The 22,009-nt window shown below is 71.1% G+C and carries 24 protein-coding genes; 12 read left to right on the top strand and 12 right to left on the bottom strand.

What is annotated here, in order from left to right:
- The first annotated feature begins 162 nt into the window (after window positions 1-162).
- Window positions 163-723, top strand: coding sequence for a PadR family transcriptional regulator (locus tag J2Y46_RS16915; RefSeq protein WP_045300245.1), 561 nt, complete (start codon window positions 163-165; stop codon window positions 721-723).
- Window positions 724-844: 121 nt separating this feature from the next.
- Window positions 845-2,545, top strand: coding sequence for an AarF/ABC1/UbiB kinase family protein (locus J2Y46_RS16910; RefSeq protein WP_045300243.1), 1,701 nt, complete (start codon window positions 845-847; stop codon window positions 2,543-2,545).
- 53 nt (window positions 2,546-2,598) lie between these two features.
- On the opposite strand, the gene J2Y46_RS16905 is transcribed toward J2Y46_RS16910, so the two are convergent.
- Window positions 2,599-3,144 carry an AAA family ATPase gene (locus J2Y46_RS16905; protein ID WP_045300241.1) on the bottom strand — a complete coding sequence of 182 codons (546 nt, stop codon included), beginning with the start codon at window positions 3,142-3,144 and terminating at the stop codon, window positions 2,599-2,601.
- A gap of 106 nt (window positions 3,145-3,250) precedes the next feature.
- Here J2Y46_RS16905 and J2Y46_RS16900 point away from each other — a divergent pair, with 106 nt between their 5' ends.
- The 3 genes from J2Y46_RS16900 to J2Y46_RS16890 are packed head-to-tail and all read left to right on the top strand — an operon-like array spanning window position 3,251 to window position 5,660.
- Window positions 3,251-3,895, top strand: a complete 645-nt coding sequence (locus tag J2Y46_RS16900) for a DUF1345 domain-containing protein (RefSeq protein WP_211255934.1) — start codon at window positions 3,251-3,253, stop codon at window positions 3,893-3,895.
- 59 nt (window positions 3,896-3,954) lie between these two features.
- Complete coding sequence (gnd, locus tag J2Y46_RS16895; protein ID WP_045300237.1) at window positions 3,955-5,043, top strand: phosphogluconate dehydrogenase (NAD(+)-dependent, decarboxylating); 1,089 nt, start codon at window positions 3,955-3,957, stop codon at window positions 5,041-5,043.
- On the top strand, window positions 5,040-5,660 hold the full coding sequence (locus tag J2Y46_RS16890) for a GyrI-like domain-containing protein (RefSeq protein ID WP_045300235.1): 621 nt from the start codon (window positions 5,040-5,042) through the stop codon (window positions 5,658-5,660). Before gnd ends, J2Y46_RS16890 begins: the two co-directional genes overlap by 4 nt.
- A 3-nt stretch (window positions 5,661-5,663) precedes the next feature.
- Here the strand turns inward: J2Y46_RS16890 and J2Y46_RS16885 are convergent, their stop codons facing one another.
- From J2Y46_RS16885 to msrB, 3 genes are all read right to left on the bottom strand, one after another.
- The gene (locus tag J2Y46_RS16885) at window positions 5,664-6,611 is read right to left on the bottom strand and encodes a hypothetical protein (protein WP_310243809.1); all 948 of its coding nucleotides are present in this window, start codon (window positions 6,609-6,611) and stop codon (window positions 5,664-5,666) included.
- A 135-nt stretch (window positions 6,612-6,746) separates the two neighbouring features.
- On the bottom strand, window positions 6,747-7,301 hold the full coding sequence (msrA, locus tag J2Y46_RS16880; RefSeq protein WP_045300231.1) for a peptide-methionine (S)-S-oxide reductase MsrA: 555 nt from the start codon (window positions 7,299-7,301) through the stop codon (window positions 6,747-6,749).
- Window positions 7,298-7,765: a peptide-methionine (R)-S-oxide reductase MsrB gene (msrB, locus tag J2Y46_RS16875; protein WP_045300229.1), complete on the bottom strand. Its 468-nt coding sequence runs from the start codon at window positions 7,763-7,765 to the stop codon at window positions 7,298-7,300. Before msrB ends, msrA begins: the two co-directional genes overlap by 4 nt.
- Window positions 7,766-7,946: 181 nt before the next feature.
- Between msrB and J2Y46_RS16870 the strand changes: the two genes are divergently transcribed.
- Both J2Y46_RS16870 and J2Y46_RS16865 read left to right on the top strand, forming a co-directional pair.
- Window positions 7,947-8,180: a FitA-like ribbon-helix-helix domain-containing protein gene (locus J2Y46_RS16870; protein WP_045300227.1), complete on the top strand. Its 234-nt coding sequence runs from the start codon at window positions 7,947-7,949 to the stop codon at window positions 8,178-8,180.
- The gene (locus J2Y46_RS16865) at window positions 8,164-8,586 is read left to right on the top strand and encodes a type II toxin-antitoxin system VapC family toxin (protein ID WP_157005571.1); all 423 of its coding nucleotides are present in this window, start codon (window positions 8,164-8,166) and stop codon (window positions 8,584-8,586) included. Before J2Y46_RS16870 ends, J2Y46_RS16865 begins: the two co-directional genes overlap by 17 nt.
- A gap of 8 nt (window positions 8,587-8,594) precedes the next feature.
- Here J2Y46_RS16865 and J2Y46_RS16860 read toward each other — a convergent pair whose 3' ends face one another.
- Entirely contained in the window at window positions 8,595-10,097 is a 1,503-nt protein-coding gene (locus tag J2Y46_RS16860) for a SulP family inorganic anion transporter (RefSeq protein WP_045300225.1), read from the bottom strand.
- Between the two features lie 406 nt (window positions 10,098-10,503).
- On the opposite strand from J2Y46_RS16860, the gene J2Y46_RS16855 reads away from it, so the two are divergent.
- From J2Y46_RS16855 to J2Y46_RS16840, 4 genes are all read left to right on the top strand, one after another.
- Window positions 10,504-11,328 carry an acyltransferase gene (locus J2Y46_RS16855; RefSeq protein WP_245619611.1) on the top strand — a complete coding sequence of 275 codons (825 nt, stop codon included), beginning with the start codon at window positions 10,504-10,506 and terminating at the stop codon, window positions 11,326-11,328.
- Window positions 11,253-12,521, top strand: a complete 1,269-nt coding sequence (locus J2Y46_RS16850) for an acyltransferase family protein (protein ID WP_245619610.1) — start codon at window positions 11,253-11,255, stop codon at window positions 12,519-12,521. Before J2Y46_RS16855 ends, J2Y46_RS16850 begins: the two co-directional genes overlap by 76 nt.
- 70 nt (window positions 12,522-12,591) lie before the next feature.
- A complete protein-coding gene (locus J2Y46_RS16845; protein WP_045300223.1) occupies window positions 12,592-13,551 on the top strand; it encodes an NAD(P)-dependent alcohol dehydrogenase in 960 nt (319 codons plus the stop codon).
- 264 nt (window positions 13,552-13,815) lie between these two features.
- The gene (locus J2Y46_RS16840; protein ID WP_045300220.1) at window positions 13,816-14,160 is read left to right on the top strand and encodes a DUF2200 domain-containing protein; all 345 of its coding nucleotides are present in this window, start codon (window positions 13,816-13,818) and stop codon (window positions 14,158-14,160) included.
- Here J2Y46_RS16840 and J2Y46_RS16835 read toward each other — a convergent pair.
- From J2Y46_RS16835 to J2Y46_RS16805, 7 genes are all read right to left on the bottom strand, one after another.
- A complete protein-coding gene (locus J2Y46_RS16835; RefSeq protein WP_084695640.1) occupies window positions 14,091-14,948 on the bottom strand; it encodes an FAD:protein FMN transferase in 858 nt (285 codons plus the stop codon). The two genes, J2Y46_RS16840 and J2Y46_RS16835, sit on opposite strands and share 70 nt — an antisense overlap.
- A complete protein-coding gene (locus J2Y46_RS16830; RefSeq protein WP_045300218.1) occupies window positions 14,945-15,505 on the bottom strand; it encodes an FMN-binding protein in 561 nt (186 codons plus the stop codon). Before J2Y46_RS16830 ends, J2Y46_RS16835 begins: the two co-directional genes overlap by 4 nt.
- Before the next feature lie 30 nt (window positions 15,506-15,535).
- Window positions 15,536-16,954 carry a ferric reductase-like transmembrane domain-containing protein gene (locus J2Y46_RS16825; protein ID WP_052676832.1) on the bottom strand — a complete coding sequence of 473 codons (1,419 nt, stop codon included), beginning with the start codon at window positions 16,952-16,954 and terminating at the stop codon, window positions 15,536-15,538.
- Window positions 16,955-16,987: 33 nt separating this feature from the next.
- Entirely contained in the window at window positions 16,988-17,512 is a 525-nt protein-coding gene (locus J2Y46_RS16820) for a hypothetical protein (RefSeq protein WP_045300216.1), read from the bottom strand.
- 84 nt (window positions 17,513-17,596) lie between these two features.
- The gene (locus tag J2Y46_RS16815; protein ID WP_045300214.1) at window positions 17,597-18,631 is read right to left on the bottom strand and encodes a sensor histidine kinase KdpD; all 1,035 of its coding nucleotides are present in this window, start codon (window positions 18,629-18,631) and stop codon (window positions 17,597-17,599) included.
- Window positions 18,631-19,308: a response regulator transcription factor gene (locus tag J2Y46_RS16810; protein ID WP_045300581.1), complete on the bottom strand. Its 678-nt coding sequence runs from the start codon at window positions 19,306-19,308 to the stop codon at window positions 18,631-18,633. The genes J2Y46_RS16815 and J2Y46_RS16810 overlap by 1 nt, the downstream gene beginning before the upstream one ends.
- Window positions 19,309-19,384: 76 nt before the next feature.
- Entirely contained in the window at window positions 19,385-20,371 is a 987-nt protein-coding gene (locus J2Y46_RS16805) for a lytic transglycosylase domain-containing protein (RefSeq protein ID WP_045300212.1), read from the bottom strand.
- Window positions 20,372-20,597: 226 nt separating this feature from the next.
- Between J2Y46_RS16805 and J2Y46_RS16800 the strand changes: the two genes are divergently transcribed.
- The gene (locus J2Y46_RS16800; protein ID WP_045300209.1) at window positions 20,598-21,920 is read left to right on the top strand and encodes a M18 family aminopeptidase; all 1,323 of its coding nucleotides are present in this window, start codon (window positions 20,598-20,600) and stop codon (window positions 21,918-21,920) included.
- The last annotated feature ends 89 nt before the right edge of the window (window positions 21,921-22,009 follow it).

Below are 22,009 nucleotides of genomic sequence, written 5' to 3'. Positions count from 1 at the left end.
CCACGCGCCGCCGGCGCGTCGCGCGGAGTCTCCGGTCGCGTGGACCCGGCTGCGGCATCCCTCGTGCGAACTGCACAGCGAACGCCCAGGCCCGGACCTTGTCCACCGATATATCGGTAGGTATCGTCAGGGTATCGGCACACGCTCGTTCAGGAGGTCGCCATGAGCGGTTCATTCCAGGGATTCGGTTCCCGTCCGGGAGGGCAGGGCTCGGGGCTTCCGAGCAGCTTCTGGGACGCGATGGACCAGTTGAAAGACACATTCGAGCGCAGCTTCTCGCCGCGCGTCGCAAAGGGCGATGTGCGGGCCGCAGTGCTCGCGATCCTCGCCGAGAAGCCCATGCACGGGTACCAGATCATTCAGGAGATCGAGGAGCGCAGCGACGGCGCGTGGAAGCCGAGCCCCGGCTCGGTGTACCCCACGCTGCAGATGCTCGCCGACGAGGGCCTCGTCGCCGCCGAGGAATCGAACGGCAAGAAGACCTACTCGCTGACCGAGGCGGGTCGTGCGGCGGCGGCGGCCGCCGAGGGGCAGTCGGCCCCGTGGGAGGCGGCCGGGTCACGCGACTCGGGACGCGCCACAGCGCTCCCCAAGGCCGGCGCGAAGCTCGCTCAGGCCGCCGCGACGGTCGGCCGCAGCGGCACGCCCGAGCAGGTGGCGAAGGCCGTCGAAGTGCTCGACGACGCGCGGCGTAAGCTCTACTCGATCCTGGCTCAGGACTGACGGCCGGCGTGCCGGCAGACGGCGTCGGCCCGAGTCCGCGGGTTCGGCGGGGCACACGATCCCGGGCGACCGGGATCGCAGGCATCCCTAACCGCTGAACAGCACCGTCCGAGGAGCTTCGATGGCCGACGTCGGGAACCCGCGCGCCCGCTACCGCCGGATCCTGCGCTTCGCCGGCAGGTACATCGCGCAGGCGTGGTGGTACGAGCTCGTCCTGCCCCGGTTCGGCTTCGGCGCGCTCGCCGCGCGCGGCCGCACCCAGCGCCTCCAGAACATCGCCCGCCGGTTCCACGTGCTCGCGGTCCAGTACGGCGGCCTCATGATCAAGGTGGGGCAGTTCCTCTCGTCCCGGCTCGACGTGCTGCCGCCCGAGATCACGAAGGAGCTGGAGGGACTGCAGGACGAGGTCCCTCCGGTCGCCTTCCCCGCGATCCGCGCGCTCGCCGAGGCGGAGCTGGGCATTCCACTGAGCCGCGCGTTCGAGTGGGTCGACGAGACTCCCGTCGCCGCGGCATCCCTCGGCCAAGCGCATCGCGCGCGGCTGACGCCGGCCGACGCGGCTGAGACAGGGTTCGCCGGCGTCGTCGTCAAGGTGCAGCGGCCCGGGATCGAGGAGATCGTCGATGTCGACCTGGCGGCGCTGCGCCGCGTGGCCGGCTGGCTCACCCGTGTGCGGATCGTGCGCGATCACGTCGACCTGCCCGCGCTCGTCGAGGAGTTCGCACACACCAGCCGTCAGGAGATCGACTACCTTCACGAGGCCCAGAATGCGGAGCGCTTCGCGATGGACTTCGCGGGCGACCCGCGCGTCACGGTGCCCGAGATCGCGTGGGAGCGCACGACGCGCCGCGTGCTGACGCTCGCCGACGTCACCGCCATAAAGATCAACGACGTCGAGGGACTCCGGGCTGCGGGCATCGATCCGGCGCAGGTCGCGGTCGAGTTCGCGAACGTGATGTTCGACCAGCTCTTCCTGCGCGGCTTCTTCCACGCCGACCCCCATCCTGGGAACATCTTCGTGACGCCGGTCACGCGGGCCGTCGGCGACTCCCGGCATCCCTGGACCCTCACCTTCATCGACTTCGGCATGATGGGCGAGGTCCCCGACAAGCTGCGCCACAACCTGCAGCAGCTGATGATCGCGGTCGCCTCGCGCAACAGCGCGCAGATGATCGACAGCATCCGTGCCGTCGGCGTGCTCCTCCCGTCGGCGGACACGGTCGAGCTCGAGCGCGCGATGACGGCGCTGTTCGGGCGCTTCGGGGGCATGGGGTTCGCGGAGCTGCAGGAGGTCGACCCGCGCGAGTTCCGCCAGTTCGCCAAGGAGTTCGGCGACGTGATGCGGTCGCTGCCGTTCCAGCTGCCCGAGAACTTCCTGCTCATCATCCGCGCGGTCTCGCTCACCAGCGGCATGTGCAGCTCGCTCGACCCCGCCTTCAACGTGTGGGACGCCGTCGAGCCGTATGCCGCGCGCCTGCTGCGCGACGAGCGCGGCAACGCCGCGAAGGCGATCGCGCAGGAGGCAGTGTCGACCGCCGGCGTCATGGCCCGGCTGCCGCGTCGCCTGGACGACATGGTGACGCGCATCGAGGACGGGCGCCTGGTCGCCGACGTTCCCAAGCTCGACCGGTGGCTGCGCCGTCTCGAGCGCCTGATCAGGCGCGTCGTGGCGGCCGTGCTGTTCGCCGGGCTGCTGATCAGCGGGGCAGTGCTGCGCGCCGAAGACCTCACGATCGGCACCGTGCTCATGATCGGCTCGCTCGTGCCGCTGCTGTACGCGCTGTTCGCGGGCTTCTCAGGCAGTCGCGGCCCGCAGGGCTGAGCGCGCATCGGCAGGTCCAGAAGTCGCGTGACGGATGCTGCGCCCCCGGCGCGTCAGCGGCCGTCGAGGTCCGCGATCGCGGCCTCGACCTGCGCCAGCCGAGCGGTCGGGGCGCCGGTGACCTCGATCACCGTGGCGTCACCGAGCAGGTCGGGGTCGTCCGAGAGCTCGAGGAGCGCACCGTCCATGGCCTCGCGCAGCTGCGGATCCTCGTCCGCGGGCACCCGGATGTCTCCACCGAGCGGCAGGATCACGAGCAGATCCACGTGCGCCATCGCGGCCACGGTGAGGTCGAGGGCTCGGGCCGGGTGACCGCCGGGCCGGGACACGCGGCCCAGCTCGTCGAGGGCCGTGAGGTACGCGAGGAAGTCGAGCGGGCCGCGCTCGGCGATGACCTTCGCGCCCTGCTCGAACGCGGTGAGGCGCCGGGCGGAGATGCCGAGCTGGGCGAGGAACAATCCCGCATCGGGCTCGTCGCCTGCCTCATCCAGGAGCTCGTAGGGGTCCGACAGGACCTCGTAGCCGGGGTGTGCCGCCGAGAAGTCGCCGATGAGGGTGCTCTTCCCGCTCGCATGGGTGCCCGAGACCACGATCCGCATGATCGGAGCATACGGGTGGCGCGCGTCCGGCTGGGCAGGCCCCCCACCCGCTACGGTGGCACGCAGGAACTCGTCCTCGGGGGTGCGTGTGGTCTGGGCGGTGATCGTGCGGGTCGCAGATCTGCTGGTGCAGCTCGCCCTGATCTGGCTCGGGCTCCAGATCCTCCTCGTGGACGACATCGAGCCCACCCTTGACGCGCTCGCCGCATGGTGCGCGCTCGGCGGGCTCTACTGGCTGGCATCCGTGGTCGCCGTCGGCGCGAGTGTGAAGCGATCCCGGATCGCCGCCCCGCGGTGGATCGGACAGTTCGACGCTCATCCGGTCGTCGCGGCGATCACCGCGTCCGCGACCTTTCTCGCGAGCGTGGTCGGAATCGTGGCGGCCATCGAGATCGTCGTGCTGCGGGGCGACCCGGACTGGGCAGGCTGGGTGGAGCCGGTCGGCGTACTCGCGATGCTGCTGTCGTGGGGGCTGTACCACTGGGGCTTCGCGCGCATCTACGACCGCCGCTACCGCCTCGCCGCCAATCCGCCGCTGATCTTCCCCGGCACCCGGAACCCGCGCCTGGCAGACTTCGTGTACTTCTCGTTCACGAATGCGACCACGTTCTCGGTGTCGGACGTGCAGGTCGTGACGACACGGATGAGGTGGACCGTGGTGTGGCACACCACGACCAGCTTCTTCCTCAATGCGGTCATCATCGTCCTCGCGTTCAGCACCATCATCAACGCCGACCTGACGGCTCCCTAGACTTTCGAGCACGGGCGCCCGCGCACGGCGCCCTTCACAGGTGAGCAGAGGGAGCGGCGATGCAGCTGGGAATGGTGGGCCTGGGCCGGATGGGCGGCAACATCGTCCGGCGTCTGATGCGGGACGGTCACGAATGCGTCGTGTACGACGTCAGCCCGGACGCCGTGTCCGGACTCGCTGGTGAAGGCGCTGTCGGGTCGGACAGCCTGGCGGATCTCGTCGCCAAGCTCCAGGCGCCGCGCGCCGTCTGGCTCATGATCCCTGCCGGGCTCACCGGCAGAGTCGTGGACGAGGTCGCCGCGCTGCTCGATCCGGGCGACATCATCATCGACGGCGGCAACTCGAACTACCGCGACGACGTGCGCCGTGCGGCCGCCCTGCGCGACAGCGGCATCCATTACGTGGACGTCGGCACGAGCGGCGGCGTGTTCGGCCTCGAACGCGGGTACTGCCTCATGGTCGGCGGGCCCGACGAGGCGTTCGCCCGCATCGAGCCGATCCTGCGCACGATCGCCCCGGGCAGCGGTGAGGTCGAGCGCACGCCGGGGCGCGCCGGGGACTTCGCCCCCGAGGAGCTGGGGTACCTCCACTGCGGGCCGTCCGGCGCCGGCCACTTCGTCAAGATGGTGCACAACGGCATCGAGTACGGGGTGATGGCGGCGCTCGCCGAAGGCCTCAACATCCTCGAGCACGCGGACGCCGGTGTTCAGGAAGCCGAGCACTCCGCCGAGGTCGCCCCGCTCGAGGAGCCCGAGTTCTACCAGTTCACGATCGACACCCCGAAGGTCGCCGAGCTGTGGCGCCGCGGATCCGTGATCTCGTCGTGGCTCCTCGACCTGACCGCGGCGGCGCTCCAGGGCAACCCCACACTCGACGGCCTCGCGGGGCGTGTCTCGGACTCGGGCGAGGGACGCTGGACGGTCAAGGCCGCGGTCGACACGGGCGTGCCGGCGCCGGTGCTCGCAGCATCCCTGTTCGAAAGATTCGCATCGCGCGGCGAGGACCATTTCGCCAACCAGGTGCTCTCGGCCATGCGGTTGCAGTTCGGCGGCCACCAGGAGCTGCCTGCCGGCGACGTGCTCGAGGCGGGCTCGCGCAAGTCGGAGTCGTCCGGCGGCCGTCAGCCAGGGACCGACGGCGCTTCGTGACCAAGGCCGACCTCAAGAAGTCGATCGCGGCGTACACAGCACCGCGCGGGTCGTTCGAGATCGTCGACGTTCCACCGCTGCAGTACCTCATGGTCGACGGCCACGGCGACCCCAACACCTCGGACGAGTACGGCGAGGCCGTGGCGGCGGTGTTCGGGGCCGCCTACAAGCTCAAGTTCCTGAGCAAGGGCGAACTCGGCCGCGACTACGTCGTCATGCCGCTCGAGGGCTTGTGGTGGTCCGACGACATGGCGGCGTTCACGTCGGAGCGCGACAAGTCCCGGTGGAGCTGGACGATGATGAGCCTCGTTCCGGAGTGGCTCGACGGCAGCCATTTCGAACGCGCGCGGGATGCGGCCGCCGCCAAGGGCGGGTCACCCGCCCTGGATCGACTGCGGCTGGCGGAGCTCGCCGAGGGCCGGTGCGTGCAGAGGCTCCACGTCGGGTCGTACGACGACGAGGCGCGGGTGCTCGCCGAGATGCACGAGCGCTTCATTCCCGAAGCAGGGCTGCGCATGCGAGGCCGGCACCACGAGATCTACCTGACCGACGCCCGCCGCACGGCCCCCGAGAAGCTCCGCACGATCCTGCGTCAGCCGGTCGACCCCTCGGGCTGACGTTCAGACGGTCGGCGGCTTCGCCGCGTCGGCCGCCTCCTGCGTCGGGTGGCCGTGGGCGCCCTCCGCCGTGCTGCCAGGACCGCGCGAGATGAGGTTCGTCGCCCAGCGCTCGTTGAAACCTGCCAGGAATCCGACGGCGCCCCAGAAGAACCAGCTCGCGACGTGATCGTCGGGGACGGTGAAGATGCCGGCGAGCAGGCCGCTCTTCAAGAAGAACACCACGGCCGCGGCGAAGAACCAGCCGAGGAAGATGCGGTAGATCGCCGCGCCTCGGGCGGCCGACTCGATCGTGAGATTGTGCATGCGATGCATGCGCAGCATGACGCTCACGCAGGCGCCCGCCGCGCCCGCTCCGACGGCGACCAGCACGTCGCGCAGAGCCTCGCTCTGGTCCACCGGCATCGGCCCATGGCGCCACAGCGTGATGACGGCCACGCCGCCCGCGCCGATGAGCAGGAGGAGGAAGAACGTCATCGTGACGCCGCCGAGCAGGCCTCGCGCGTACCGTCGGCGTGCGATCTCGCCCTCTCTGCGCTGGAGGAAGTCGGCCGCGTAGATGATGCGGCCGTCCAGGGCGGTGAGCTCCGAGGGGTGGGGCCCTGGTCCGTCGAAGCCGATCGCGGCGATTCTCACCGCTTCGTGAACGAGTTCGTCGAGCGTGGCGACGTCTTCGCCGCGCAGGACGAAACGGCCGCGCAGGATGATCTCGTCCAGCCTGCCGAACTGCTGCGGGGCGTTCACGGCGACGATCAGAGCCGCCCTCTGGAACTGCGCGTCGTCCACATGGAGGAGCCCGATCGGCTTCTTCCGCGAAGTCGCTCTCCTGCGTGCGGCCGCGCGTGAACGTGCAGCATCCCGCATCCGTGCGATCTCGAGGGCGAGCCAGGACCTGCCCTCAGGGATCTTGATGCCGACGGTGGGTGGCGCCGGCAGCGTCGCATCAGCCACGATCGCTCTCCCTTGGCCTCGCGGCGCGGGTTGCGCCGCATGCTGTGAGGAGGGTGCCCGTGCGCCCCGTGATACCCCGACGCACGAACGGATGCCGCGACCCGGCCGGGTCGCGGCATCCGTTTCTCGTCTGGCTTACGCCGTCGCGTCGGCGCGCTTGGGGAGCACCCAGCCGGCCCGCGGGAAGTGGCACGTGTAGCCGTTCGGGATGCGGATCAGGTAGTCCTGGTGCTCGGGCTCGGCCTCCCAGAACGGGCCCTCGGGCTCGATCGTGGTGACGGCCTTGCCCGGCCAGAGCCCCGAGGCGTCGACATCGGCGATGGTGTCGCGGGCGACCTCGGCCTGCTCGGGGGAGAGCGGGAAGATCGCGGAGCGGTAGCTCGAGCCGATGTCGTTGCCCTGACGGTTCAGGGTCGACGGGTCGTGGATCTGGAAGAAGAACGCCAGGATGTCGCGATACGTGGTCTTCGTGGGGTCGAAGACGATCTCGACCGCCTCGGCGTGACCCGGGTGCTTGCGGTAGGTCGCGTGAGCGTTCTCGCCGCCGGTGTAGCCGACCCGGGTGGCGAGCACGCCGGGCTGGCGGCGGATCAGGTCCTCCATGCCCCAGAAACAGCCGCCGGCGAGGACCGCAGTCTCGGTGCCGGGGGTGCGGGTGATCTCGCCGGTGTCGAAGGGACCGCTGGTCATGATGCGTGCTCCTGGTTCTCGGTGGTGAAGAGGTGTCGGTAGGCGCCATAGCCCTCGTCCTCGAGCGACGAGGCGGGCACGAAGCGCAGTGCGGCCGAATTCATGCAGTATCTCAGGCCCCCGGCCTGCCGTGGGCCGTCGGGGAAGACGTGACCCAGATGACTGTCGGCGCCCGACGAGCGCACCTCGGTGCGCGGCAGCAGCAGCTTCCAGTCCTTCTTGGTCGAGACGGCGTCGGGCTCGATGGGCTTGGTGAAGCTCGGCCATCCGGTTCCACTGTCGTACTTGTCGGTCGACGAGAAGAGCGGCTGGCCCGAGACGACGTCGACGTAGATGCCGGGCTCGTGGTTGTTCCAGTACGCGTTGCGGAAGGCGGGCTCGGTGCCCTCCTCCTGCGTCACGCGGTACTGGGTGTCGGTGAGGCGGCTGAGCGCCTCGGGGGTCTTGCGGTAGTCGTTGCTCACGATTCCTCCAGTTCGACGCGGCTGGCTGCGGCGTCATAGAGGAGAACGGATGCCTCCCGGGTTTTGGTCCCGCGAACCTGGGAGCGCGCCGTGAGTTCCGTCGCACGCGCCCAACTGCGATCGACCGCGGGGCGATCGAGAGATGTATGCATTCTGCAGGCGTGGAAGGTATTATGCATGCATGGCTGTCACCGTCACGATTCGCAACGTGCCGGACGACGTGCGCGATGAGCTCGCCGCTCGCGCGGCGCGGTCCGGCAGGTCGCTCCAGGAGTACTTGAGCTTCGAACTTCGCCGCCTGGCGACGACGCCGAGTGCTGCCGAGGCCATCGCACGTGCGCGCCTCAATGCGCAGACGTACCCGCAGCTGGAGATGGATGAGATCGTGAGCGCCGTCGATGCCGAACGGCCCTGATGCTCCCGGCATCCTGGTCGTAGATGCGAGCGTCGTGGTCGCGCTCGTCGCAGCACAAGCCGCACGCACGGCGACGCTCGCGGGCCGGATCGGCAGTGCGAGCCTGCATGCGCCGGCCATCCTCCCGATCGAAGTGGACAGCGCGCTTCGTGGCCTCGAGCGCGGAGGGCGGCTCAGTGCGGCGCAGGCGTCGGCAGCACGTCTGCATGCCCACGCTCTTCCGATCGAGCTGTGGCCATGGGAGCTGCTCGCTGATCGGGCGTGGGCCTTGCGGGCGAACCTTTCGACCTACGACGCCGGCTACGTCGCGCTCGCCGAGCGACTCGGTGGGACTCTTCTCACCGGCGATCGGCGCATCGCCTCGGCCCGCGTCGCGGGGTGCCCCATCGAGGTCGTCCGCATCTGAACTCGGGCTCAGGCCGAGCCGAGCTCTCCGCTGAGGCGGCCATGGAAGCGGGCCGCAGCATCCGTCATCCCGTACAGCTCGACGGTCGTTCCGCGCGCCTCGTACTTCGTGACGATGGCATCGAGGGCGGCGACCGTCGAGGCGTCCCAGACGTGGGTGCGCGAGAGGTCGATGACGACGTGCGGCGGATCGGCAGCGTACTCGAACTGCGTGGTGAGGTCGTTGCTCGACGCGAAGAAGAGCTCGCCGTCCACGCGGTACCGGGCGGTGTCGCCGTCGACCTCGCGCGTCACGGTCGTGAAGTGCGCGACGCGGCGGGCGAACAGCACCATGGCGGCGAGCACGCCGAGGATCACGCCGACGGCGAGGTTGTGGGTCCAGACCGTGGCCACGACGGTCACGAGCATCACGAGGGTCTCGCTCCGCGGCAGCCGCTTCAGCGTCGACGGACGGACGCTGTGCCAGTCGAACGTCATGACCGACACCACGATCATCACGGCGACAAGGGCCGCCATCGGGATGAGTCCCACGATGTCGCCGAGGGCGACCACGAGGATCAGCACCCACACGCCCGCCATGAACGTCGAGATCCTCGTGCGACCGCCGGACGTCTTCACGTTGATCATCGTCTGGCCGATCATCGCGCAGCCGCCGGTGCCGCCGAGGAACGCCGACGCGATGTTGGCGACGCCGAGTCCCCACGCCTCACGGGTCTTGCGTGAGCGGGTGTCGGTGATGTCGTCGACGAGCTTCGCGGTCATCAGCGACTCGAGGAGCCCCACCAGCGCGGCGGCGAACGCGTACGGCGCGACGATCTGCAGCGTCTCCCACGTCAGCGGGACGTTCGGGATGAGGAGCTCCGGAAGGCTCCGGGGCAGTTCGCCCTGGTCGGCGACGTTCGGCACCGCCGAGAGCCCGAACGCCACGACGACCGCGGTCAGCGCCACGATCGCGATGAGCGGTGCGGGGATCGCGCGCGTGACGCGCGGCCAGACGAACAGGATGCCGAGACCCACGGCGACGAGCACGTACACCGCCCAGGGCACGTCGACGAGCTGCGGCATCTGCGACAGGAAGATCAGGATCGCGAGGGCGTTCACGAAGCCGACCATGACGCTGCGCGGAATGAACCTCATGAGCCGGGCGACGCCCAGCACCGCGAACAGCACCTGGATGACGCCCGCCAGCGCGATGGTGACGATGAGATAGTCCGAGCCGTACTCGCGCGCGACGGGTGCGATCACCAGCGCGACCGCCCCGGCAGCGGCGGTGATCATGGCCGGACGCCCGCCGGTGAACGCGATGACGACGGCGAGCACGAACGATGAGAACAGTCCGACGCGTGGGTCGACGCCCGCGACGACCGAGAAGGCGATCGCTTCGGGGATGAGGGCGAGCGCGACGACGAGGCCGGCGATGACCTCGCGGGTCAGCAGACCCGGGTGCCGCAGCGCGTGCAGCACGGTCGGCCGGCTGCCGGAGCGATCGGCGGATTCGCTGACGGCGGACACGGGCGCTCCTCGGATATCGCGCGCACCGTTGCGCCCGCAGGGGGTGGATGAGGGGAGGGACGCCGCGACCCGCGCGGCCCTTCGACTCTAGCCGCGTCCCCGAGGACGCCACCGATCTTCGAGCCCTCCGGGTCGATCGTGCGGAGTGACGTGACGGCCGATGTCGACCTCCGGGTTCACAGGGCATCTGCCCGGTGAGCCGGCGTACCGCCGGCTCACCGCGGGAGGGTCCCCGCGATGACGGTGGGAATCATCGCCGCGCCGGGGATGCGGCCGACGGCGTCGCGCATTCGTGATGGGAGAGCGGATGCCGCGGGTCGAGCATCCGCGGCCGAATGGTGGAGTGCTCCCGGCCTCTCGTCAAGGGGGTGACAGCTGTTCACCCCGCCGGCCTACAGTCGCTCGAGTGGTGGACCGAGTCAGCGCCCAGCCCGACCACTCGGGTTTTCGCGCCGATATCCAAGGACTGCGTGCGATCGCAGTCGGGTCGGTCCTGCTCTATCACGCGGGAGTGCCGTTCCTGCCCGGCGGTTACGTCGGCGTGGACGTCTTCTTCGTCATCTCGGGCTTCCTCATCACGTCCCACCTCCTGGGACAGCTGGAGAGCCACGGCACGCTGAGGTTCGGGGAGTTCTACGCGCGACGCGCGCGACGCATCCTGCCGGCGTCCTTCGTCGTGCTCACGCTCTCGGTGGCAGCCGCGCTCATCTGGTATCCACCGCTGCTGATGAAGGACCTCTGGGCGGCCGCCGTCGCCACGGCGCTCTACGTGCCGAACTACTTCTTCGCCTCTGCGAACTCGGACTACCTCGCCGAGTCGTCGAACCCGTCGCTGTTCCAGCACTACTGGTCGCTCGGCGTCGAGGAGCAGTTCTATCTCCTGTGGCCGGCGCTGCTCGCGCTGGTCTGGGTGCTGGCCCGGTCGCGACGCGCGCTGCTGGGGGTGCTCATCGGGGTGGTGGCCGCGTCGTTCGCGCTCTGCGTGTGGCTCACGTTCACCGCGCAGCCGTGGGCGTTCTTCTCGCTCCCCTCGCGCGCGTGGGAGCTCTGCGTCGGGGGCTCGTGGCCGTGCTGCTGCAGCGGCGGCCCGGGATCGTGGGGGAGCGGGGGGCCGCTCTCCTCGGGTGGGCGGGCATCGCGGCGGTCGCGGCGTCCGTGTCCTTCTTCTCGCCCGAGACGCTCTTCCCCGGCGCGGCGGCCGCCCTTCCCGTGCTCGGCACGGCTGCCGTGATCGCGGCGGGCGAGTCGCGGCTTGGACCGACTCGGATGCTGTCCGCCCGCGGCATGGTGTTCCTCGGAACGATCTCGTACTCGCTGTACCTCGTGCACTGGCCGGCGATCGTCCTCCCCGGCACCGCGCTGCCGGGGGAGCTCCCGCTGTGGATGACGCTGCTGATCGCGGTCGCGTGCGTGCCTGTCGCGTGGCTGCTCTACCGGTTCGTCGAGGACCCGGTGCGGCGGACACCGCTGCTCACGAAGCGGCGGGCGCGCGTCACGCTGGCGGGCGCGCTGGCGGGCTCGCTCGCGTGCCTCGGCCTCGCCAGCGCCGCGTACGCGGTGGCCGACACCCGGTCGCTGCACGCGGAGCGCGCGGCGTCGAGCACCGTCATCGCCGACGCCCCGCGCGGCACCGACTTCGTGCCCGACAACCTCGCGCCCGCGCTGCGGGACGCGCGCGACAGTCTCCCCGAGGTCTACGACGACGGCTGCATGCTGGGCATCGCCTCCACGGACGCCGAGGGCTGCGTGTACGGGGATCCCGCGGCGCCACGCATCGTGCTGTTCGGCGACTCGCACGCCGCGCAGTGGTTCCCGGCGCTCGAGGGCTTCGCCACCTCGGCGGGGTACTCCGTCGAGGTGCACACGAAGAGCTCATGCCCCGCCGCCGACATCGAGTCGCTGCGCCGCGGTGCGCCGTACCCGCAGTGCCCCGAATGGCGCGATGCCGTGATCGACCGCATCAACGCCTCGCCGCCTGCTCTGGTGGTCCTGGCGACGTTCACCGACCCCGAGCTCGCCCCGGGCGTCGACGACGACGCGAAGACGTGGGCGGCGGCATTCGGCCGCACGCTCGACGCGATCGACGCGCCCGTCGCGATGATGGCCGACACCCCCGACATGCGTGAGGATCCGGCGCCCTGCCTGTCGGCGCACCTGTCCGACGCCGCGGCCTGCGCGCAACCGCGGACGGTCGCGCTCGAAGGACCCGCGCGTCAGGGCGAGGCTACGGCGGCCGCGAAGCGCGGCATCCCGCTCGTCGACCTCAACGAGTACCTCTGCGACGCCGACGCCTGCCCGCCGATCATCGGCAACACGCTCGTCTACCGCGACTCGCACCACCTCACCGCCGCCATCAGCGCCGACATGGCCCACGTGCTCGGCAGGGCGCTGCAGCCCCTGCTGCCGCCTCATGCAGGAGGGTGACTGCGACGGCACTCCGCCACCGGCCGGTCGGCCGTTGCGCGCGGCCCCTCGCGCCCGCGACGATGGGGACATGCGCGCGGTCATGTACGAGCGGTACGGGTCGCCCGAGCGGCTCGAGCTGCGCGACATCCCCCGGCCGGTGCCCGGCGCCGGCGAGGTGCTCGTGGAGGTCTTCGCGACGTCGGTCAACCTGTCGGATTGGGAAGGGCTGCACGGCAGCCCGGCTTACGCCCGGCTCGGCGGGCTGTTCCGGCCGCACCGCGGGATCCTCGGCTCCGACATCGCCGGCCGGGTCGCGGCCGGCGGCGACGGCGCGACCCGCTTCGCGGTCGGCGACGCGGTGTTCGGCGACATCATGCCTCGGTACGGAGGGTTCGCCGAGTTCGTCGCCGTGCCCGAGTCGATGCTCGCTCCCAAGCCCGTGCAGCTGTCGTTCGCCGAGGCGGCCGCTCTTCCGCAGGCCGCGGCGATCGCGACGCACGCCGTCGCACTGGCGGAGCCGGGAGCACGGATGCTGCTCAACGGCGCCGGCGGAGGATCGGGGAGCCTGGCGATCCAGCTCGCGGTCCAGCAGGGCGTGCACGTGACGGCGGTCGACAACGCCGGCAAGCTCGACTTCCTTCGCGCGCTCGGCGCGGACGAGGTGATCGACTACCGCCGCGACGACTTCACCCGACAGGGGCCGTACGACCTCATCGTCGACCTCGTCGCCCGCCGTTCGGTGTTCGCCTACGCCCGCGCGCTCGCGAAGGACGGCCGGTGCGTGATGGTGGGCGGAACGGCAAGGACACTGGTACGGATGCTGACCGCCGGCGCGCTTGTCGGGGTCCTCACCCGCAAGCACCTGGGTGTGCTCTTCGTGCGCCAGGGGCCTTCCGCGTTCGTGCCGGTCGCCGAACGCTGCGCGGCAGGAGAGGTGCAGGTGCACATCGATCGCGTGTTCCCGCTCGACCAGGTCCCCGAGGCTCTCGCGTGGCACGGTGAGGGCCGCGCCCTCGGCAAGGTCGTGGTGGCGGTGCGCAGGGAGTGACCCATCAGGGGTGCCAGGCTGCGGTTACCAGTTCGGCGCGGAGCATGTCAACGGGCAGACGGATCCGGGTGGCGATGCATAACCTGGCGGAGCAACACAAGCAGTTCAACGCGTAGCGGTCGAGCTTCGGCGTTCGGGTCGCCGTACCGTCTCCCGTCGACGCGTGATGGTCCCGGTGGGAGGGCAACCCACCGGGACCATCTTCTTCGTCTGGGACTGCGGATGCCGGGTGCCGAGGCATCCGAGCGGCATTAGCCTGTCGGCATGCACCGGATCTTCACGATCAGCTTCGCCTCGGTCTACCCGCTCTACGTCACGAAGGTCGAGAAGAAGGGACGCACGACCGCGGAGCTCGACGAGGTCATCGAGTGGCTCACGGGATTCGACGACGCGGAGCTGAAGCAGCACATCGACGAGCACACGACCTTCGAGGACTTCTTCGCGGACGCCGACCTCAACCCGAACGCCTCGCTCATCACCGGCGTCATCTGCGGCATGCGCGTCGAGGAGATCGAGGACCCGTTGATGCAGAAGATCCGCTACCTCGACAAGCTCGTCGACGAACTCGCCCGCGGCAAGTCGATGGAGAAGATCCTCCGCGCCGCCTGATCGACCGGGTCGACGCCCACCTCGACGCCGTCGAGCCAGCGGCGTACGCGGCCGGCGTCGTCGACGATCAGGCCGGTCGTCGGGCCCGCGCGTCCGATCCACCCGAGGTCGTCGAATCCGGCCACGACAGCCGCGGTGGCCCAGACATCGGCATGGGCGAGGCTCGCCGACACCACCGTCGCCGACGCGGCTCCCGCCGCCGCGCGGCCGGATCTCGGATCGATGATGTGCGCGCCACGCTCCGCGCTCCCCGAGGTGGCCACGGCTCCATCGCGCACGGGCACGGTGGCGAGCACCCGCGCCCGGTCGGCGGGATCGACGATCGCGACGTTCCAGGTCCAATCGGCTCCCGGCGCGGTGAGGAGCTGAAGGTCGCCGCCGGCGTTGATCCCCGCCGCGACCACGCCGGGATGATCGAGCAGCGGGGCGAGGTGCGTGCGGGCGGTCCGCTCCGCGGCCCATCCTTTGACATACCCGGTCGGATCGAACACCCCGGCCCACGTCGCGGTGAACAGGCCGCCGGTGTCGGACTCTGCCTGCGCGCATGCCTGGGCGACCTCGGCGACCCAGGGCGAGGCATCCACCATCGCGAGCTCGCCGCGCGCCACGCGCAGCAGATCGGAGTCGTCGCGATACGGCGAGAAGACCCGATCCACGAGGCGCAGCTCGTCGAAGAGGGCGGCGGTGGCGGCGGCGAACACGTGAGAGTCGACGTCACCGATCACGTGCACGCTGATCGCCGTGCCCATGATGTCGGCGACCTCCACATGCCGGTGCGGACGCTTCATGCCCGTGCCTGGTCGATCGCGCTCTGCAGCGACTGCAGGTAGCCCTGGCTGGTGTACGTCGCGCCCGACACCATGTCGATGTCGGCGGACTGGGCCGCGGTGGTCTCGGCGACGAGCACGGGGAGTGCGCGCTGGTTGATCTGGCGGTCGCGAGGGTTTCCCGACGGGTACTCCGGCACCTGCACGTCGGTGATCTGCCCGCCCGAGACGCTGATCTGCACCTGGACGGGGCCGAAGCGGGTGTTCGCCGACGAGCCCGTGTAGGTGCCGTCGGAGAGTCCCGTGGACGACCCGGAGCCCGCGTCCGAGCCCGTCGCCCCGGATGTCGAATCGCCGGAGCCCGCGTCGGTCTCGGCCCCGCTGCCGGTCTGAGTGCCGGTGTCGGTCTCGCTTTCGGTGCCACTGCCGTCGCTCCGTGTCGAGCCGGATGAGCTCGACGAGGTGCTCGCGGTGTCTGCGGCGACCGGTTGGATCGCGTCGATGTGCGAGGTGCGGTAGCTGAACAGCAGCACCAGGCCGCTGACGGTGGCGAGGACGGCGTAGACGATCTTCTTCATCTCGGACTCCTGGAAGGGTGCATGACGGCCTCAGATCGTGAAGGACTCGGTGTGGATGCGGGCCGGCGCGACCCCGGCTGCACGCACGTCGCGAGTGACGGCATCCATCCACGGCTGCGGACCGCAGACGAACACGTCGTAATCGGCGAGGTCGGGCGCGAGGTGGCGGAGGGCATCGGCGCCGTTCCATGCGACGTGGGACGCGGGCAGCCACGGCGTTGCGGACGACGCGCGCGGTCCGTCGAGAGGAACGTGCCGCAGTCCGCGATCACGCACGAGCGCTGCGATGGCGGCGCCCCGCAGCGCGGCGTCAGGAGTCGAGTCGCGGGTCACGAGCGTGGCCTCGCCCGCAGCGAACGGCTCGGACTCCAGCAGCGACACGAGTGGTGCGACCCCGGCCCCGGCGCCGACCAGGAGCAGCTTGCGCCCGCAGCGTGCCTCTCCGGTCATCCGGCCGTACGGACCCTCGACGAGCACCCGCGTGCCGGGGCGAAGCCCGGCGAGCCGTGCGGTGCCGTCCCCGACGATCCGCGCCGAGATGGCGAGCTCGTCGCCGCGGGGTGCGGCCGAGAGGGAGAACGGATGGCCGCGCGACCACCCCGGGCCGTCGAGGAAGCGCCAGACGAAGAACTGGCCGCCACGTGGGGCGAGGCGATCGAGCCGGCGTCCGCGCATCCGCACGGTCACCCCGCCGGAGCCGTCGGCCTCGACCGCGGCGACCCGCAGGCCGTGCCGGATCGACTGTGCCGCCGGAACCCCGAGGCGGAACACGACGATCGCGGCCGCCGCGAGCGCCCACAGGGTCCACCAATAGACGGTCGCCCACGCGGACGCCGTGAAGTCGGCGCCGGCCCACAGCTGGTGCGGCAGTGCGATGCCGACGCCGACATACGCGTACAGGTGGAGCAGGTGCCACGACTCGTACCGCAGCCGGCGCCGTGCCCGCCGGATCGACGTGACCGCGACGAGCACGATGAGCACGGCGCCCGCCGTCGCGAGCAGCATGCCGGGGTAGTCCCACACGAACTCCCACAGCTGCACGAACGGGTTGACCTGTGCGACCGCCGCGTAGCCGGCGACCAGCAGCGCGATGTGCGCGAGCATGAGCCAGAACGACCAGAACCCGACGACGCGGTGCATCCTCGTGATGCCGTCGCGTCCGAATCCCCGTTCGAACAGCGGCACCCGCGCCATGAGCAGCACCTGGTACAGCAGCAGGTTCGCCGCGACCAGGCCGCACAGGCGCCCCACCGCGTTGAGCGCTTCCGCGCCCTCTCCGAGGACCGCGTCGACTCCACCGCCGGACACCCACAGGGCCGCCACGAACAGGCTCGTCAGCCAGATGACGGCGATCGCGCCGGCATTCCACGCGGCAGCGCGGCGGCGCCCTGCGGCGAGGGACGGACGCCGCAGCGCGAGCGGTGCGGTCGGTGACGCGATCGTAGCCATGGCTGCTCCTCAGGGTTGGTCGGCGGAGGAGGGTCAGGAGCCGTCGGACTCGGTCCCGGAGTCGGAGTCGGCGTCGTCGCCGTGCGGGTCGCCCTGACCCGGACCGCCGGGTGCGCGGTTCTGCCGGCCGTCGTCGGGGCCGCCGCGCTGCCCGGAGCCGTCTCCGGGGCTGCCCGGCGTGTGGCCGCCCTGGTTCCAGCCGACCGGAGCCCCGACGGGTCCGCGGGCGCTGCCCGCCGCCCAACCGGTGCCGAAGCCGACGCCGAGGAGCAGGACGGCGGCGACCGCGGCACCGGTGACCTTGACCCACGTGCGCCGCAGCAACGTCGGCGTCTCCGTGGCGGTCGCGGGTGCGGCCGCTGCGGCCGGAGCGACCGGAGCGGCCTGTGTCGCATCCGGTGTGGGGGACGCCGGCGCGACGGGCGGCTGCGGCGGGAGAGGCGTCATCGCCGGGGTGGGCGCCGCAGGTCGGGAAGGGGCGGACTCGGGAGCGACCGGCTCGGTGGGTGCGGCCTCGCCGGGCGTGCCGCCGGGCTTTTCAGGGGTGCTGTCGGACATGACCACACTGTCCCTCCGAGGTTCCAAGAATGCTCAAAGAGTCGGTCGATCTGGGCATTCTCATAGGTTCGCGCCCGGGAACCCTCAGCGTTCCCCCGCGCGCCGGCCGCCCGAGGGCAGATCCAGCAGGAACGTCGTGCCGGCGCGCGATGTCTTCTCGACGCGCACGCTGCCGTCGAAGCGCGTGACGATGTCGCGCACCAGAGCGAGGCCGAGCCCGAACCCACGTCGCCCGTCCTCGCTCGCCACGTCGGTCGAACGGGCGAAGCGGTCGAACAGCCGATCGGGATCGATGCCGGCGATGCCGCTGCCCTCATCGACCACCCTGATCTCCACGCGGCGCCCGGCGGGTCGTGCGCGGACGGTGATCGTCGAGCCGGTGGGGGAGTAGCGCACAGCATTGTCGAGCAGCGCCATCAGCGCGCGCGTCAGCGAGGTGTGGTCGGCACAGACGAGCAGATCGGCGGATGCCTCGGCGATGAGTGCGACGCCGCGCGCGGCGGCCCGAGGCTCGATGACCGCGATGGCGTCGTGCGCGGCGGCGGCGACCGATGCGAAGGCGCCGCCGTCGCCGGCGCGGGCGCCGGCCGTCTCGGCCGTGAGCAGCAGGTCGGTGAGCACCGCATCCATCACCATCGCATCCCGGCGCAGATCGGCGAGTACGGCGTCGACGTCGCCGCCGCGTTCAGCCCGATGCTGTGCGAGCTGGATCCGGCTGGTGAGGGTCGTCAGGGGCGTGCGCAGCTCGTGGCTGGCGTCGGCGACGAAGGTGCGCTGCACCTCGAGGGCATCCGCCAGCGGCTGCGCCGCCCGCTTGGACGCCCACCAGGCGACGAACCCCAGCGCGACGACGCCGATCAGCCCGATCAGGATCGCGAGGGGAACGACGTCGTCGAGGTCGATCACCCGATCACCCGGTCCGTCCCAGCCCCCACCGCCGGGACCGTGCGGCGGACTGTGCTCGGGCCGCGAGGTCGCGAACATCACCGCGACGATGACCGTGGTGATGATCGCCACCACCGCCGCCGCGGCGACGGCCACCCAGACCCCGGCGCGGAGGGCTGCCTGCTGCACGCGCCGGCGGTCGGCGGCGGTGGCAGCATCCGTCCGCTCGCTCATCAGGGTGTCCCGCTGCGATACCCGCGCGCGCGGACGGTCTCGATGATCTCGGGCGTCGACTTGCGGCGGACGTAGTGCACGTAGGTGTCGACCGTGGTGGCCGAGCCGCCGGGGAACACATGAGCGAGGATCTCGTCGCGCGAGAACACGTGCTCGGGGCTCGAGGTCAGAAGTTCCAGCAGCTCGGATTCGGCCTGCGTGAGCGGGATGCGGCCGTCGGCGGGGGAGTAGAGCGCCTGCGAGGCGGGGGTGAACACCCAGTCGCCGAGCTCGCGGCGATCGCCGGCTCCGCGCCCGCGGCGGAGCGCGCGCAGCCGGGCGCGCAGCTCGGCGAAGTCGAACGGCTTCATGAGGTAGTCGTCGGCGCCGGCGTCGAGCCCGGTCACGCGGTCGTCGACCGCGCCGAGCGCCGTGAGCATGAGTGCGGGCGTCGCGATGCGCGCCGTGCGGACGGCGCCGACGAGTTCGACGCCCGACATGCCGGGCAAGCGGCGATCAACCACGATCACGTCGTAGCGGCGGCCGAGCGCAAGACGCAGCCCCTCCTCGCCCGTCGACGCGTGGTCGACGTCGTACTCGTCGCCGAGCATCTCGACGACGATGCCGGCGATCTCGGCCTCGTCCTCGACGTACAGCAGACGCGGCCCGGGCGACGGCGGAGATGACGAAGAGGGCACGTCCACAGTCTGGACGTGCCCTCTTCGAGGCTGTCAGGCGAGCGCTATGGATCGCCTATGAGCTTCGCGGCGTTGATCAGTACCAACCGGTCGACTGCGAGTGGCTCCACGCGCCGCAGGGGCTGCCGTAGCGGCCCGAGATGTAGCCGAGACCCCAGGCGATCTGCGTCGCCGGGTTGGTCTGCCAGTCGGCACCGGCGCTGCCCATCTTGCTGCCGGGAAGAGCCTGCGGGATGCCGTAGGCGCCGCTCGAGCGGTTGTAGGCCTGGTAGTTCCAGCCCGACTCCTTGTTCCACAGCGACACGAGGCAGCCGAACTGGTCGTCGCCCCAGCCGTAGCCTCCGAGCATCGATCGGGCGGTCGCCTGGGCGTCGGCAGGACTGGTGCCGCCCACGGCGCCGCCGGTGGCGAACACCGGCGCGCCGCCGCCGGACGAACGCGGCGCCGACGACTTCTTCGCGGCGGCCGCGGCGGCGGCTTCCTCGGCGGCCTTGGCGGCTGCGGCGGCTTCAGCCTCCTTGCGGGCCTTCTCCTCCGCCTCCCGCTGCGCCTTGAGCGCGATCGCGGCGTCGAGCTTGCCGCGCAGGCCCTGCGCCTGCTCGTTGACCGACGCGGTCAGGGTGGTCACCGCATCCGTGACCTCCGTCGTGTACTCGGCCGGGAGCGACTGCGCGCGCTTCAGCTGAGCGACGGCACCCTCGAGCTCCGAGGTGTCGACGGTCGTGTCGGGCGTGCCGACGTCGAGGCCCGACGTGGCGATGTCGGCGGCGACGGTGGTCGCGGCGGTCACCGCTGCGTCCGCGTCGGCGACCGTCTTCTCGAAGGCGCTCGGAGTTGCGGCAGCCTCGGCCTTGACGGAGGCGGTGGAGTACGACGCCAGCGCGAAATTCGTGAGCGCGCCGGACGCCTCGGCTTGCGACGCGGGGGTCGCCGTGCTGAACGCGGCGGTGGCCAGCACGCCTACTGCGAGCGTCGCGGCGACCAGCACCGGGCGGCGGCGGAGGCGGCGTTCGGCGCGGCGGACGGTGCGACGTGCGGGCAGAAGAGACGTGTGGGAGCGCATATAAGACCGGGTTCCGTATCAGCGAAATGCGCCATCGGGCGGCGCGTCGTGACCGTTCGGGCGGGCACAAGTCCCCGAGTCTCCCGGGCCTTTCTGGACGCTTCCGGTGCGTTACCTGAACGTTACATGTGAGCGCAAAGTCTGAAAAGGCCAGGTCAAGAGCTCAGATCCCGCTCCCTGGGCGCCCTGGGAAGGTCCTCCGAACTACGATCGAAGCACCCGCCGCATGTCTACAGGAGGCTCATCCGTGCCCTCGTCCATCGCTCCCGCCCGCCCCGCAGCCCTCGCGCACGCGGACGATCTCGCCGCGTTCGTGGCGGCGTCGCCGTCGAGCTTCCACGCCGCTGCCGAGGTCGCGAGCCGCCTCGAGGACGCGGGGTTCACGCGTCTCGACGAGGCGGCCGGGTGGCCGGCTCCCGCCGGTGGGAAGTACGTCGTGGTGCGCGACGGCGCGGCGATCGCGTGGGTCGTGCCGAAGGGTGCGTCGGCGTCGACGGGTGTGCGCATCTTCGGCGCCCACAGCGACTCGCCGGGGTTCAAGCTCAAGCCGAAGCCGACCACCGGCAAGCTCGGCTGGCTGCAGGCCGGCGTCGAGATCTACGGCGGCCCGCTCCTGAACTCGTGGCTCGATCGCGAACTGCGGCTGGCGGGTCGCCTCGTGCTCGACGACGGCACGGCCGTGCTCGCCGCGACCGGTCCGCTGCTGCGGCTGCCGCAGCTTGCGATCCACCTCGATCGCGAGGTCAACGACCACCTCGCGCTCGACAAGCAGTCGCAGACCCAGCCGGTGTGGGGCCTCGGCGAGGCGGAGTCCGCCGACATCCTCGGCGAGCTCGCGCGCGAGGCCGGCGTCGACGCGGCGCGCGTCCGCGGCTACGACGTCGTCACCGCCGACGCCGCGCGTGGTGCGGCGTTCGGACGCGACGACGTCTTCTTCGCCTCCGGCCGCCTCGACGACCTCGCGTCCGTGCACGCCGGGGTCGTCGCCCTCGAGCGCGCGGCCGACGGGCACGACGCCGACCACATCGCTATGCTCGCCGTCTTCGACCACGAGGAGGTGGGCTCGGGCACCCGGTCGGGCGCGGCCGGTCCGTTCCTGTCCGACGTGCTCGAGCGGCTGTGGCTGTCGCTGGGCGCCGACCGCGAGCAGCAGCTGCGTGCGCTCGCCGCGTCCTGGTGCGTCTCGAGCGACGTGGGCCACTCGGTGCACCCCAACTACCCCGACAAGCACGACCCCGTCGTGCAGCCGGTGCTCGGCTCCGGCCCGATCCTGAAGATCAACGCCAACCAGCGGTACGCCACGGATGCCGCCGGCGCGGCCGCCTGGAACGGCTGGTGCGCCGCGGCGGGCGTCACGAGCCAGGAGTTCGTCTCGAACAACGCGGTGCCGTGCGGATCGACGATCGGCCCGATCACGGCGACCCGTCTCGGCATCCGCACCGTGGACGTCGGCATCCCGATCCTCTCCATGCACTCGGCACGCGAGCTCGCCGGCGTGAGCGACCTGTGGGACCTCGCCCGCGTCGCAGAGACCTACTTCCGCGCCTGACGCCCGAGCACAGAATCGGACCTGTCCGACGACACGCCGGGACCCGGATGCTGCCACCCGGCGTGTCGCGAGAGGCGTCCGATCCTGTG

The sequence above is a fragment of the Microbacterium sp. BE35 genome (assembly GCF_031457705.1).
Lineage (GTDB): Bacteria > Actinomycetota > Actinomycetes > Actinomycetales > Microbacteriaceae > Microbacterium > Microbacterium trichothecenolyticum.
This window is presented reverse-complemented; position numbering and strand designations above follow the sequence as displayed.

Bases quoted from the DNA above. Each gene is read 5' to 3' on its own strand.
- J2Y46_RS16830 (WP_045300218.1), bottom strand. From the start codon at position 15,505: ATGAAGAAGATCGTCTACGCCGTCCTCGCCACCGTCAGCGGCCTGGTG.
- J2Y46_RS16835 (WP_084695640.1), bottom strand. From the start codon at position 14,948: ATGAAGCGTCCGCACCGGCATGTGGAGGTCGCCGACATCATGGGCACG.
- J2Y46_RS16865 (WP_157005571.1), top strand. From the start codon at position 8,164: ATGCCGAACGGCCCTGATGCTCCCGGCATCCTGGTCGTAGATGCGAGC.
- gnd (WP_045300237.1), top strand. From the start codon at position 3,955: ATGCAGCTGGGAATGGTGGGCCTGGGCCGGATGGGCGGCAACATCGTC.
- J2Y46_RS16840 (WP_045300220.1), top strand. From the start codon at position 13,816: ATGCACCGGATCTTCACGATCAGCTTCGCCTCGGTCTACCCGCTCTAC.
- J2Y46_RS16845 (WP_045300223.1), top strand. From the start codon at position 12,592: ATGCGCGCGGTCATGTACGAGCGGTACGGGTCGCCCGAGCGGCTCGAG.
- J2Y46_RS16870 (WP_045300227.1), top strand. From the start codon at position 7,947: ATGGCTGTCACCGTCACGATTCGCAACGTGCCGGACGACGTGCGCGAT.
- J2Y46_RS16915 (WP_045300245.1), top strand. From the start codon at position 163: ATGAGCGGTTCATTCCAGGGATTCGGTTCCCGTCCGGGAGGGCAGGGC.
- J2Y46_RS16820 (WP_045300216.1), bottom strand. From the start codon at position 17,512: ATGTCCGACAGCACCCCTGAAAAGCCCGGCGGCACGCCCGGCGAGGCC.
- J2Y46_RS16910 (WP_045300243.1), top strand. From the start codon at position 845: ATGGCCGACGTCGGGAACCCGCGCGCCCGCTACCGCCGGATCCTGCGC.
- J2Y46_RS16805 (WP_045300212.1), bottom strand. From the start codon at position 20,371: ATGCGCTCCCACACGTCTCTTCTGCCCGCACGTCGCACCGTCCGCCGC.
- J2Y46_RS16800 (WP_045300209.1), top strand. From the start codon at position 20,598: ATGTCTACAGGAGGCTCATCCGTGCCCTCGTCCATCGCTCCCGCCCGC.
- J2Y46_RS16905 (WP_045300241.1), bottom strand. From the start codon at position 3,144: ATGCGGATCGTGGTCTCGGGCACCCATGCGAGCGGGAAGAGCACCCTC.
- msrA (WP_045300231.1), bottom strand. From the start codon at position 7,301: ATGACCAGCGGTCCCTTCGACACCGGCGAGATCACCCGCACCCCCGGC.
- J2Y46_RS16815 (WP_045300214.1), bottom strand. From the start codon at position 18,631: ATGAGCGAGCGGACGGATGCTGCCACCGCCGCCGACCGCCGGCGCGTG.
- J2Y46_RS16825 (WP_052676832.1), bottom strand. From the start codon at position 16,954: ATGGCTACGATCGCGTCACCGACCGCACCGCTCGCGCTGCGGCGTCCG.